This is a genomic window from Marinomonas sp. THO17 (genome assembly GCF_040436405.1).
Taxonomy (GTDB): Bacteria; Pseudomonadota; Gammaproteobacteria; order Pseudomonadales; family Marinomonadaceae; genus Marinomonas.
This window is the reverse complement of record NZ_AP031575.1, coordinates 2,194,011-2,207,682: the sequence shown is the minus strand read 5'-3', so window position 1 is coordinate 2,207,682 and position 13,672 is coordinate 2,194,011. Positions and strand designations below refer to the sequence as shown.

The 13,672-nt window shown below is 44.4% G+C and carries 11 protein-coding genes; 5 read left to right on the top strand and 6 right to left on the bottom strand.

Annotated elements, in window-relative coordinates:
* Positions 1–25 precede the first annotated feature (25 nt).
* The 5 genes from ABXS85_RS10495 (at position 26) to greA (ending at position 6,146) form a co-directional block, all read left to right on the top strand.
* Positions 26–487: a GNAT family N-acetyltransferase gene (locus ABXS85_RS10495; protein ID WP_353666480.1), complete on the top strand. Its 462-nt coding sequence runs from the start codon at positions 26–28 to the stop codon at positions 485–487.
* Positions 488–503: 16 nt separating this feature from the next.
* Positions 504–1,055: a DJ-1 family glyoxalase III gene (locus ABXS85_RS10490; RefSeq protein WP_353666479.1), complete on the top strand. Its 552-nt coding sequence runs from the start codon at positions 504–506 to the stop codon at positions 1,053–1,055.
* Between the two features lie 248 nt (positions 1,056–1,303).
* Positions 1,304–2,434 carry a glutamine-hydrolyzing carbamoyl-phosphate synthase small subunit gene (gene carA, locus ABXS85_RS10485; RefSeq protein ID WP_353666478.1) on the top strand — a complete coding sequence of 377 codons (1,131 nt, stop codon included), beginning with the start codon at positions 1,304–1,306 and terminating at the stop codon, positions 2,432–2,434.
* A gap of 20 nt (positions 2,435–2,454) precedes the next feature.
* Positions 2,455–5,670, top strand: a complete 3,216-nt coding sequence (gene carB, locus ABXS85_RS10480; protein WP_353666477.1) for a carbamoyl-phosphate synthase large subunit — start codon at positions 2,455–2,457, stop codon at positions 5,668–5,670.
* On the top strand, positions 5,670–6,146 hold the full coding sequence (gene greA, locus ABXS85_RS10475; protein ID WP_353666476.1) for a transcription elongation factor GreA: 477 nt from the start codon (positions 5,670–5,672) through the stop codon (positions 6,144–6,146). The genes carB and greA overlap by 1 nt, the downstream gene beginning before the upstream one ends.
* 120 nt (positions 6,147–6,266) lie before the next feature.
* Here the strand turns inward: greA and ABXS85_RS10470 are convergent, their stop codons facing one another.
* The 6 genes from ABXS85_RS10470 to ABXS85_RS10445 form a co-directional block, all read right to left on the bottom strand.
* Entirely contained in the window at positions 6,267–8,564 is a 2,298-nt protein-coding gene (locus tag ABXS85_RS10470; protein ID WP_353666475.1) for an EAL domain-containing protein, read from the bottom strand.
* Positions 8,565–9,023: 459 nt separating this feature from the next.
* A complete protein-coding gene (locus ABXS85_RS10465) occupies positions 9,024–9,857 on the bottom strand; it encodes a helix-turn-helix domain-containing protein (protein ID WP_353666474.1) in 834 nt (277 codons plus the stop codon).
* A 141-nt stretch (positions 9,858–9,998) separates the two neighbouring features.
* Entirely contained in the window at positions 9,999–10,787 is a 789-nt protein-coding gene (locus ABXS85_RS10460; RefSeq protein ID WP_353666473.1) for an alpha/beta fold hydrolase, read from the bottom strand.
* A complete protein-coding gene (gene pcaF / locus ABXS85_RS10455) occupies positions 10,787–11,998 on the bottom strand; it encodes a 3-oxoadipyl-CoA thiolase (RefSeq protein WP_353666472.1) in 1,212 nt (403 codons plus the stop codon). Before pcaF ends, ABXS85_RS10460 begins: the two co-directional genes overlap by 1 nt.
* Positions 11,999–12,016: 18 nt before the next feature.
* The gene (locus ABXS85_RS10450) at positions 12,017–12,835 is read right to left on the bottom strand and encodes a CoA-transferase subunit beta (RefSeq protein ID WP_353666471.1); all 819 of its coding nucleotides are present in this window, start codon (positions 12,833–12,835) and stop codon (positions 12,017–12,019) included.
* 1 nt (position 12,836) lies between these two features.
* The gene (locus ABXS85_RS10445) at positions 12,837–13,652 is read right to left on the bottom strand and encodes a CoA transferase subunit A (protein ID WP_353666470.1); all 816 of its coding nucleotides are present in this window, start codon (positions 13,650–13,652) and stop codon (positions 12,837–12,839) included.
* Positions 13,653–13,672: the final 20 nt, after the last annotated feature.

Sequence of the window (13,672 nt, the reverse complement as noted above, 5' to 3'; positions counted from 1 at the left end):
AATAATAAAATGTGGCGTTACCCTTATGAATTCAACCTACTTGATTCGTCCCGCTGTTGAATCCGACGTATTAGGTTTAGAGCGTTTGGACACACAATCAAACCCTTACCCTTGGGGGAAAACATTGATTTCAGATGCTTTGGCAGTGCGTTTAAATTGGGTGGTATGTGAGGCACAAAACCCGCAAGCCATTGCTGCTTGGCTGACCGCCTCGCGGGCGGTTGATCAATCGGAGTTAGAATTAATTGTGGTAGATCAGAGTGCGCGTCGTCAGGGCTTAGCCAAAGCTATGACATTAAATTGGTTGCAAGAATTGACAAGCAAAGGGGTAAAAGAGTTCTTATTGGAGGTACGCGAATCCAATGTGGAGGCGATACGTTTGTATGAGAGCTTGGGTTTTGAACTGGTTGGACGTCGTCAAAATTATTACAAGACGGCAGCGGGCAGAGAGGCGGCTTGTTTATATACTTTAAACAGAGTCAAATAATCTTGAGGAAGAAAGCATGACCAAAGTATTGGTTCCCGTTGCGAATGGTAGCGAAGACATTGAAACCATCACCATAATTGATGTGTTACGCCGTGGTGGCATAAGGGTGACGGTCGCCAGTGTGCATGATGATGTAAAAGTGACCTTATCGAATGGCTGTGGTTTGGTGGCCGATTGCTTGATTAGTGAGCAATCTGAACACATGTTTGACGCTATTGCCCTACCCGGAGGTATGCCTGGGGCTGAGCATTTGCGCGACAGCCAAATTTTGATTGATATGTTGGAGAAACACGATATTCAGGATGCTTTGTTAGCCGCGATTTGTGCTTCGCCAGCGGTTGTATTTGGTACACATGGTTTTGTAGTGGACAAGCAAGCAACTTGTTATCCTGGCTTTGAAACTGGCTTAATTGGAGCCGAATGCATTGCCGATGAGCCTGTGGTTATGGATGGCAATGTTTTAACGGCAAAAGGTCCAGCAGTTTCCATGGTATTTGCTCTTACCTTATTGGCCAATTTGAAAGGTTACGAGGTAGCGCAAAAAGTAGCCGATGGCTTACTTTGCTAGGAAAAATATTCCTGACCAAAGGGTTAGTTAAAAAGCATGAAAATAGGCTTTTTTTCGCCCTTTCCAGTCCAATCTTAGGTGGACGATCTGGGCAGATAAGAGTAGAATTAGGCAGATTTTTTGAACGCGAGATTCATCTTGGCAAAAGAGATGAATAGACGGCAAAAACGCAATTACGAAAAAGCGAGATGGGCCGCCGGCTTGTCTCGCTTTTTTGCAACCTGATAGGCTCTAAATGGGAGGTTCCTTTGGCAACATCAGCGATTCTAGCTCTGGAAGACGGCACAATATTCAAAGGCGTGTCGATCGGAGCGAATGGCTCCTCAACCGCGGAGGTGGTATTCAACACCTCTATGACTGGTTATCAAGAAATTCTTACTGATCCTTCCTACGCTCGACAAATGGTCACTCTGACATACCCACATATTGGTAATACTGGTGTCAACTCAGAAGATGAAGAATCCAATCAAGTGTGGTGCTCGGGCTTAATTATTCGAGACCTGCCTTTACTGGCCAGCAGTTGGCGTAAAGAAGAAACCTTATCAGCTTACCTAGAACGTAAAGGTGTAGTCGGTATTGCCGACATTGATACCCGTAAGCTTACTCGTATTCTCCGTGAAAAAGGGGCGCAAGCGGGTTGTATCATGGCTGGTGAAAACATCAATGAAGAAGAAGCCATTGCCGCGGCACGTGCCTTCCCCGGTCTCAAAGGAATGGATTTGGCCAAAGAAGTGACGGTACAAGACACTTACCATTGGACTGAGTCTACTTGGGATCTAGTGAAAGGTCACACGACACCAGACAACGCCGAATTTCATGTTGTTGCCTATGATTTCGGTGTGAAACGAAACATTTTACGTATGCTTGTTGAGCGTGGTTGCCGCTTAACAGTCGTACCTGCCCAAACGCCGGCAAGTGACGTTTTAGCTTTGAATCCAGATGGCATTTTCCTGTCGAATGGCCCTGGTGACCCAGAGCCATGCGATTACGCGATTGCGGCTATTAAAGCAATTCTAGAAACGGAGATTCCTGTATTCGGTATCTGCCTTGGTCACCAATTGTTGGCATTGGCCAGTGGCGCTAAGACGAAGAAAATGAAGTTTGGTCACCACGGTGCCAACCATCCAGTTCAAGACATCAAACAAGGCACTGTGATGATTACCAGCCAAAACCACGGCTTTGCAGTGGATGAAGACAGTTTGCCTGCTAATGTGGTAATGACCCACAAGTCTTTGTTTGATGGCTCTTTACAGGGCATTAGTCGAACCGATAAAAAAGCATTCAGCTTCCAAGGTCACCCAGAAGCGAGCCCAGGGCCACATGACGTTGCGCCTTTGTTCGATCAATTTATTGACAACATCAAAGCCTCAAAAGCCTAAAAGGAGCGGAACGAAAGATTATGCCAAAACGTACTGACATAAAAAGCGTCTTAATTTTAGGTGCCGGCCCAATTGTCATCGGTCAAGCCTGTGAGTTTGACTATTCTGGCGCGCAAGCTTGTAAAGCGCTGCGTGAAGAAGGCTTCCGCGTTATTTTGGTGAACTCTAACCCAGCCACCATCATGACCGATCCAGTGATGGCCGATGCCACTTATATCGAGCCGATTGAATGGAAAACCGTTGAGAAAATTATTGAGAAAGAGCGCCCAGACGCCGTATTGCCAACCATGGGCGGACAAACTGCACTGAACTGTGCCTTGGACCTTGAGCGTCATGGCGTATTGGCAAAATACGGTGTGGAAATGATAGGCGCGACTGCCGATGCTATCGATAAAGCGGAAGACCGTCATCGTTTTGATGAAGCGATGAAGTCGATCGGCCTAGAGTGTCCTCGTGCGGGTATCGCTCACAATATGGAAGAGGCACTGAAAGTACAAAGTGAAGTGGGCTTCCCTTGTATTATTCGTCCTTCTTTCACTATGGGTGGTACTGGTGGTGGTATCGCTTATAACATGGAAGAGTTTGAGGAAATTTGTACTCGAGGTTTGGATTTATCTCCAACCAACGAATTGTTAATCGATGAGTCTTTGATCGGTTGGAAAGAGTACGAAATGGAAGTGGTACGTGACAAAAACGATAACTGTATTATCGTTTGTGCCATTGAGAATTTCGATGCCATGGGAGTTCATACAGGGGACTCTATTACCGTGGCACCTGCGCAAACTCTGACGGACAAAGAATATCAAATTATGCGTAATGCCTCTTTGGCAGTATTGCGTGAAATCGGTGTAGAAACTGGTGGTTCGAACGTACAATTTGGTATGGATCCGAAAACGGGGCGTTTGGTGGTCATTGAGATGAACCCTCGTGTATCGCGTTCTTCGGCTTTAGCATCAAAAGCAACGGGTTTCCCGATTGCGAAAATTGCCGCCAAATTGGCGATTGGTTACACCTTAGATGAATTGCAGAACGACATCACGGGTGGACAAACACCAGCCAGCTTTGAGCCTGCCATTGATTACGTTGTGACGAAAATTCCACGCTTCACTTTTGAGAAGTTCCCGAGTGCTAACGACCGTTTGACCACACAGATGAAGTCAGTGGGTGAGGTCATGGCGATTGGCCGTAACTTCCAAGAGTCCATGCAAAAAGCCTTGCGAGGCTTGGAAACTGGTTCTGACGGCTTTAATCCTCAGTTGGATCTGGCCGAAGAAAACAGCAAAGAAAAATTGACTCATGAGCTGCAATCACCCGGCGCAGATCGTATCTGGTACATAGGTGACGCTTTCCGAGCTGGTATGACGGTTGATGAATTGTATGCAGTAACTGGGGTTGATCCTTGGTTCTTGGTGCAGATTGAAGACATTATCAAAGAAGAAATGGCGCTAGCGGACAAAGGTCTGGCGTATATGACTCATGATGTGATGCGTCGTCTCAAGCGTAAAGGATTTTCTGATGCCCGTTTGGCGTCTTTGTTACAAGTCACTGAAAAATCTCTGCGTGAGCGTCGTTACTTGCTAAATGTACATCCGGTTTACAAGCGTGTGGATACCTGTGCGGCTGAGTTCGCGACGAACACGGCCTACATGTACTCTTCGTATGAAGACGAATGTGAAGCGGCACCAAGTGATAAAGACAAGGTGATCATTCTTGGTGGTGGTCCAAATCGTATCGGTCAAGGCATCGAGTTTGATTATTGCTGTGTTCATGCGGCATTAGGTTTGCGTGATGATGGTTACGAAACCATCATGGTGAACTGTAACCCAGAAACCGTATCCACTGACTATGATACCTCAGATCGTTTGTACTTTGAGCCAGTGACTTTGGAAGACGTATTGGAAATCGTACGTACAGAGCAGCCAAAAGGTGTGATCGTTCAGTTTGGTGGTCAAACGCCGTTGAAGATTGCCCGCGCTTTGCAAAACGAAGGTGTGCCAATTATTGGTACATCGCCAGAAGCCATTGACCGTGCTGAAGACCGTGAGCGTTTCCAAAGCATGATTCAGCGTCTTGGTTACAAACAACCGAAAAACGCAACGGTACGCTCAACCGAGCAAGCTATTGTTAAAGCGGCAGAGATAGGTTATCCGTTAGTGGTTCGTCCTTCTTACGTATTGGGTGGCCGCGCAATGGAAATCGTCTATAACGAGAAAGAATTGACGCGTTATATGACAACAGCGGTGAAAGTCTCGAATGACAGCCCAGTATTGTTGGACCACTTTTTAAACGCAGCCATCGAAATTGACATAGATTGTGTGTCTGATGGTGAGCAAGTGGTGATTGGCGGTATCATGCAGCACATCGAGCAAGCGGGTGTTCACTCTGGAGATTCAGCGTGTTCTTTGCCTCCTTACTCTTTGTCAGCCGACATCCAAGACCAAATCCGCGGCATGATTAAGAAGATGGCGTTGGAATTGGGTGTAGTGGGTCTAATGAACACTCAGTTAGCGGTGCAAGATGGTGAGATTTACGTTATTGAAGTGAATCCACGTGCCTCACGTACCGTACCATTCGTGTCTAAGTGTATTGGTCGTTCCTTGGCACAGGTCGCTGCCTTAGTGATGGCGGGTAAGAGCTTGACAGAATTGGGTTTCACTGAGGAAATTATTCCTTCTTACTACAGCGTGAAAGAAGCCGTGTTCCCATTCAATAAGTTCCAGGGCGTAGACCCAATTCTTGGTCCTGAAATGAAATCCACAGGTGAAGTCATGGGGGTTGGGGACAGTTTCCCTGAAGCCTTTGGTAAAGCTGTATTGGGTGGTGGTACTGTGTTGCCAACGTCTGGGCGTGCTTTTATCAGTGTTCGTGATATGGACAAAGAAGGCGCGGTTGCTGTGGCTCGTCGTTTAGCAGAGCAAGGGTTTGATCTAGTGGGCACTGAAGGTACGGCGAAATATCTAACTGAACAAGGTGTCGATGTACGTAAGGTGAATAAGGTGAATGAAGGTCGTCCGCATATCGTTGATATGATGAAAAATGGCGAAATTGATTACATCATTAACACCACTTCAGGTACACAGGCGATCACGGATTCTTCTTTGATACGTCGTACAGCATTACAGCGCAAGGTTTGTTACACTACAACATTGGCTGGCGCTGAGGCGACAAGTTTAGCAATTGGTTTAACTGGTGAAACCAAAGTCAGAAGATTACAAGATTTGCACTTGGGGAAATAATGAATAAAGTTCCAATGACAGTTGAAGGGGAAGCTCGTTTAAGAGAAGAGCTGAACCATCTGAAAAGTGTTGTGCGTCCACGAGTGATAGCAGACATTGCTGAAGCTCGTGAGCACGGTGACTTGAAAGAAAACGCAGAATATCATGCTGCTCGAGAAGAGCAGGGCTTTACAGAAGGTCGCATTAAAGAGATTGAAGGCAAACTGGCGGATTCTCAAGTGATCGATGTAAAGTCGATGACGGCGACTGGTAAAGTGGTATTTGGTACAACAGTGACTTTATACAATGTGGACACAGAAGGTACGGTGACTTATCAGATCGTAGGTGATGATGAAGCGGACGTAAAAGAGAAGAAAATCTCTTATGCTTCACCGATTGCCAAGGCCATTATTGGTAAGCAAGAAGGTGACGAAGTGTCGGTTAAGATACCAAGTGGCGAAGCTGTCTACGAGATCGAAAAAGTCGAATACATATAAGTTGTATTAAGGCATTGGATAATAAAAACCACCCAAACATTGGGTGGTTTTTTTGTGCTGGCATGAGAAAGCAGAGCCATAGAATGAAAAGGCGCTACTTTTGTAGAGTAAGGCTGTCTCCTATGCTTTTTGATTGGTGACACTTAACAGGTTTGTATTTGAGGTGATGAACTTTTTAAGATCATGTATTTTTAATGGTTTTGAGAAGTGATAGCCTTGGAAAATATCACAATGTAAATCGGCCAGAATTTGTCTTTGCTCTTCCGTTTCCACGCCTTCTACCACTGTGATGATATTCAATCTTCGAGCAATGGCAATGATTCCCTCGACCATGGCTAGAGTGTTGCTGTTGGTGGTGATGTCATCGACAAAACTCTTATCTATTTTGAGCTCATCGATTGGCAATTGATTCAATAAACTCAGAGAAGAATAACCTGTGCCGAAATCGTCTAGGGAAATGCGAATGCCTTTATCGCGAATTTTATTCATTAAATTTTGAATGCCAATGACATCGTCAATAAAGAGGTTTTCTGTGACCTCAAGCACTAGTTCAATATAGATAAATGAGTGCTTTTCTATCAATTCTATCAACCTATCGAAAAATTCATTATGCTGGAATTGACGAACTGAAATATTGATTGAGACAGTAACGGGTAACTTCGTTTCTTTTTGAATCTCTATCATGTCCTTAAAGGTTTGGTCGATGATAAATTCGCCGATTGGCAGCATGAGGCCACAAGCTTCTGCAACAGGAATGAATTTATCTGGCGGTACAGATCCTAGTAATTTGTTTTCCCAGCGCACCAGAGCTTCTACGCCAAAAGAACTGCCATCAAAACTCATTTGTGGCTGATACATCATGTACATTTCATTCTGTAATAAGGCTTTCTTGAGCTCTTGTTCCAGTTGCGAGCGATAATTGTAAGCTTGTTTGAAATCTTCGCGAAAGAAGGTGATGGTATTGCGTGTTTTTTTTGCTTCATACATTGCTAGATCGGCGAAGCGTTTCAGTTCATCCAGATTGTGTCCATCGTCAGGAAAAGCAGCGACTCCAATGCTGGCACTTAATACAAAGCGAAAATCGCCAATCGTAGCCGGTAAAGCCAAATTACTTTGAATGGCTTTGCAGAAGAAGTGGGTAGTTTTTTCATTTTTGTTAAACACAATGATGATGAACTCGTCGCCACTATAGCGTACCAAAACATCTTGTGGGCTGACCAAGGATTGCAGTCTTTCGGCCACAAGGCAAAGTACCTTATCACCTACCTCATGACCATAACCATCGTTAATGGCTTTGAAATTGTCTAAATCGATGAAAATAAGATAATACAGTTTGCCTTTTTTCATTGAGAGCAGTTGTTGATCCAAATAAAACCGATTGTTGAGTCCGGTCAGATAATCATGATTGGCCTGATGTTCTAAGGCATCTTTAATGCGTTTTTCATTGTTGGCAATACCTCTGAACAGCAAATAAATCAGCAGTAAAGAGCCTGCAAAAATGCCAATGAGGATCTGGAGTTCTTTGAAGAACAACCCCATAACATAACGATTATTCAATTTAAGCTCTACCCATAAATCGTATTTGGACAAGTAGCGGCTTACGGTTTGAGTATTTGACCCTGCTTGCATACTGGTGGAAATAACTTCTAATTCGTTTGCTTTGATGTCTTCTATACTCAGCCCCTCATTTTGTTCTAGCGAACGAAAAGCTTGGTCAATATTGGCTTGTGGAATTTGATAATTGTATATGTCAGGATTGACAGGATTTTGCGAAATGACTAACTGAAAATAATTATCTCTGCCTCGATAAATGTAGAGGTCATTGTGATTATGGTGTGTTTTGTTTTCTAAGAAAAAGCTGAAGCCTTTCGGGATGTTGATTACAGTAGATAATACAAACAGAGCATTATTATCTGCATCAAAAATGGATTTGCGAAGCGGAAACGCGATGGTTTTTAATACTTCACTTTGATATGTCCGGCCTAGTACCATCTTGTTACTTCTTAATGTTTGCTCGAAGCTGTCACGATTTTCAGGCTGAGAAAGTAGATTAAAATTTGTAGGAAGTTTGACGCCGGAGGAAGCAACATAGACATTGCCATTTGGCAGAAAAAGACCCACGCCAAGCATGGACTGGTCAACTTCCACAACGGCATCCATGATTTTTTGAATTGTCTCTTTGTCTGATAATAAATCGTAAACAATGACTTCTTTCGCTATCAGGTCAAGTAATACTTCATACTGACGTAAGGTGGATTGAATTGAGTTAGCTGCCAGTGACATTAGTTTTTTTTGTTCGGATGTGTACTCTTCTTGGACAGTTTGATAACTGACGAAACTTGCCCCAGTGAAAAACATCAGCCAAATGACGGCAGTTAGATAGAAGGCTGCCCAGATATTTTTTTTGAGTAAAGTCATTCAAGCCTCGCACAGAATGATCAATTGAATACACGACACACGTGACGGAATAGAAATGTGATGCGACTATTTTCGGGCATCTTCACTGTCATTTCTCGGAAGCATAGGTCTTATTATGAGAGAGCTTCTAGCATCATAGTGTCACTTTAAAAGCTGAGCTTTTATGGTGAGAGCTAACTATAAAAGCTTAGACTATGAGCAACCACTTTGTTTGGTTTGCTTCTGATGTGTTTGTGTAATGCTTTGTTTGTCACCTGTTATTTGCTTTAGTGGTAGCTTATTATTTTTACCTTCTATCTTGTTGCTTGGTAAGTTCTCTGAGATTCGCAGAATGGGTCTAGGGCAGCGCAGGAGCAGTTTGCTCTGTTCATATCTTCTCTAAAGTATCTGTTGGTGAGAAATATGCCGTCATACTACTGTGTATAAATTGCAGTCATCCTGTGTTTTAAAATAGCTTTATTAAGGCTGAAAGTAGCGAATTCTTCTTCGATAAGACTCTTTGTTGACATTGTGGTGATATTGGACGGGAGTGGCATTGATTAAGCGTTTAAATTCTCTGAGAAAATGAGGTTGGTCGCTGAAGCCTAAAATACAAGCTAAATCAGAAAAACACGTATCATTATGATGGTTGATTGAGAATAGAGCCGATTGAAAGCGAATAATACGACAAAATGATTTTGGTGACAGACCAAAGTCTTGCTTGAATTTTCTTTGCAGTGTTCGAGCCGTTACACCAGTCAGTGATTCGAGCTCTGCGAGCCGAACGTTACCGCTTTTCTGCCTGATATAAAGTGCTGCTTGGTAGCTGACGTGTGAACTTTTTGAAACATGGCTATCGCCAAAGTATTCTGCTATCAAATCGGTTTGTTTAATAAAGTCTGATTCATTGACAAGCATGTCAATCATTGCGGAGGCTTTGGGGATTGCCTCAAGTAACTCGAATTGTTGATTGACAAGCTCCTTAGGAGCGATCGCTATTTTATCTGGAATGAAACCGGCGGCAAACCTCACACCGAAATACTTATGATTCGCTTTGAATGGTGTGACTTGTGCTTTTAATGGGGTGCCACAGACCAAAGCCTTTGTTTGACTTTCTGTGCAGTCAAACAGTAAATCAATACAGCCATCTGGAATGGCGTAACTTTGTGTTAAGTCAGATTTTGCTTTGAAGCTGTAACAATGAGAAATAAGACTGTTTTTCGAAGGGCGAATAAAATAAGTATCCTTGCAACTCAGTACAAACCAAGGTTGTTTGGACTGAACGAGTTGATGATGGCGTTTTTCATTTGACATAAAGATAACCTATTTGATGACATGGAATTATGTCCTGACATCTTTGTTATTCTGATTAAGGAATAGGTTGAACTCATGGAACACCTATCGAATTATTAAGGGCGATAGGCGTTTGGTTCTATTCTTCAATTAGTTTTCAAATTACTTTATGAAACTCACTATGGCATTGCCTAGCTTTTCTGGACTTTCTATTGAAGGCACATGGCCAACTTCTTCTAGTAAAATGACATTTTCTAGCTCAAGGAGATTAGCCAGTATTTGCATTAGCTCTGGTGTGGTTGCGATATCTTTGGTGCCACCTAGGAGTTGTATCGGAAGGTCTTTTTTATAAGAAGACAAGGCCGATGTCATATCCATTTCTGCTAACCATGCGCACAATAAGCCATAACTGTAGTCATCTACTTGAGAAAGCTGATTTTCCCAATGAATTTTGATTTCTGGTTGATGGTGTACGCTTTTTTCACTAAACCAGCGAGTAACAAAGGTGCAGGCCAGTTCCGATAAACCAGATTCCGCAACGGTTTGCTGTCGAGACAACCATGCTTCGCTGGTGCCTATCTGAGCGCCGGTGTTGGTGAGTGTCGCACTCAATAATCGGTTGCTGTGCTCGCTGATAAGCTGCTGACCAATCATGCCGCCAATAGAAGTACCAACATAATGGAAGCGCTCAATACCGAGTGAATCGCACTCTGCTAAGAGGGGTTCAACCAGTGCATCTAGATGCAATGAAGTGATAGTCTTGTCTATCGCAGGGCTCAAGCCGTGTCCCGGTAGATCCCACCGAATGACTCGAAAGTTCTCGATTAAATAAGGTAGTACAGGATCCCACACAGTTAAATTCATGCCAAGTGGATGACCAAGCACAATCGCAGGGTTATTAGCATTCCCTTCGATACTAAAAAACAGTTGATTCAATAGGTTTTTGCTCATTAGATATCGCTCCGCTCGATTAACATTGCGATGCCTTGACCCACACCAATACACATAGTGCACAAGGCATATCGACCTTGGGTTCGCTTGAGTTGAAGAGCCGCTGATTGTAACAGACGAGCACCCGACATACCGAGAGGGTGGCCTAAAGCAATGGCGCCACCATTCGGGTTGATTCGCGTATCTTCAATGGCAAGACCAAGCTCTTTCATGCAGGCTAAACCTTGAGCTGCAAAAGCTTCGTTTAGCTCGATCACATCAATCTCGTCAAGACTAATTCCTGTACGTTTAAGAAGTTTCTGCACCGCTGGAACAGGGCCAATACCCATTACTCTTGGCTCAACACCAGCTGTTGCCATTCCAATAATTTTGGCTAATGGCTCTAGTTGGTGTTTTTTCACGGCGTCTTCGTTAGCAATAAGCATGGCTGCCGCGCCATCATTAATGCCTGAAGCATTCCCCGCAGTGACGGAGCCATTCTGACGAAATGGTGCTTTCAATTTCGCAAGACCTTCTAGTGTCGTACTGGCACGAATGTGTTCGTCCTGATCGACAACAATAGGCTCACCGCGTTTTGGTGTGATGGTGATTGGTGTAATCTCTTCAGCAAAACGACCAAGACGTTGCGCATGACTGGCTTTATGTTGTGATCCTAGAGCAAAAGCGTCTTGTTCTTGGCGCGAAATCTGATAGCGTTCGGCAACATTTTCAGCGGTTTCTGGCATGGTTTCTGTGCCATACAAGCGCTGCAGTTCTGGGTTGATAAAACGCCATCCCATTGTCGTATCTTCGATCTTTTGTTGGCGATCAAATGCTTGGGTTGGCTTGCCCATGACGAAGGGAGCGCGAGACATAGACTCAACACCGCCAGCAAGAATTAAATCGGCTTCGTCGGCTTTGATTGCACGAAACGCCGCGCCAACAGCATCCATACCAGAGCCACATAAACGGTTAATCGTTGTTGCGGAAACGCTATCTGGCATACCGGATAGCAAGGTAGCCATACGACCCACATTACGGTTGTCTTCTCCGGATTGGTTGGCACAACCAAAAATTGCATCATCGATGGCCGTTGGATCAAGCTGCTTTGCTTCAGCAAGCACTGCTTGAATGACTTGCGCTAATAAGTCATCGGGACGAATCGCGGCTAATGCACCACCGTAACGACCAATGGCAGAACGTTTAGGGTGACAAATGTATACTGAACTCATTTTAACTCTCCCAGATGGTTAAGCACTGTGTGCTTTCGCAGTACGTTCTTTCAACTCTCTAAGAACGGTGAGTTCTTTCTCTGATGGTTCTGGTGTTGTTGCAAGATCTTTTGCAAACAAAATGTCCCATCCTGTTGCCTCAATCACTTGCTCACGAGTAACCCCCGGGTGAAGGCTAGTCACAACCAGTTCTTTCGTGGCAGGATCCGGCTTTAGAATACATAAGTCTGTAATTACAACGCTTGGGCCCTTGCCAATATTTGGGACGCTGTCGCGGCCTTTACCATCACGTCCAAAGCCAATTGTCGTTACAAAATCCACTTCTTTTACGAAAGTGCGTTTTGAGTGTTTGACCGTGATAAACACTTCTTTGGCATTGGTGGAAATTTCTGGAGCACCGCCACCACCCGGTAAACGTACTTTTGGGTTCGCGTAACTATGAGAACCATTTTTCCCATCTTCTGGGTGATTGGCAGCGATAACCGTTGTGTTTAGGTTGGCAAAACGGTCAATTTGTGCGGTACCCAAGAAGCCAACGTCGATATGACCACCTTGTAACCAATAACGAAACATTTCTGGAACCGATACAGTGGTTAGTGCTGATTCGCACAATTCACCGTCACCGATCGAAAGTGGCAGCACATCTGGTTTGGTTTGTACCGTACCAGATTCATAAATCAGAGTGACATCAGGTGCATGTGTCATACGCGCCACGTTAGCGGCTTCGCTTGGTAATCCTATGCCAACAAAACAAGTCATGTCGCTCGTAAGCGCTCGCGCAGCGGTAATCGTCATCATTTCTGCAGGAGTGTATTGAACCTTTTGAGAAGTAGTCATGTTATGCGTCTCCTTTGGCAAAAACGTGTGAATCTAACCATTGGTTGAAGCTATCGCGATCACGGCTAATGGCATCCCATTGCTTGTAGTAGTTGTTGTCTCTTGGGTAGTAACCTTGTGCGTAAGAAGGGTGAGCTCCGCCTTTTACAACAGCGACGACATCAATCGTCCATGCTGGCAGAACGCAGGCATTCGGTGTGGCTTCGAGAGAATCGACAATTTCTTCAACCGTAACAATACTTCGCTTCGCCGCCAATACCACTTCTTTTTGCACGCCCACGATACCTTCGATCAGTACGTTGCCCGCGCGGTCTGCTTTTTGCGCATGAATAATGCCAACATCTGGCTTGATAGCAGGCACGGCTGCCAATTGTTCACCTGTGAATGGGCAAGTAACAGAAGCAATATCTTTATTAACTTGTGGTAATTCACTGCCGACATAACCGCGAAATACTGCCATTGGCAAACCTGCAGCACCTGCTTCATAGGCATTTGCCATAGCGGCATGACTGTGTTCCACCGTTTCTAGAGGGCGAGGGTAATCCTGTTCAATAGCATCGCGTACGCGATGAAGCGAGCCAACACCTGGGTTGCCACCCCAAGAAAAAATCAATTTTTTTACACAGCCAGCACCAACAAGTTGGTCATAAATCACGTCTGGTGTCATGCGCATTAAGGTCAAATCTTTTCGCTGCTGGCGAATGATTTCGTGTCCTGCTGCAAATGGAATTAAGTGGGTAAAACCTTCTAGAGCGAGGGAATCGCCATCTTGCACTTGCGTGGCAATGGCTTCGCTTAATGTCATGAATTGCGTCATTTTTGCCTCTGGGTTATTTT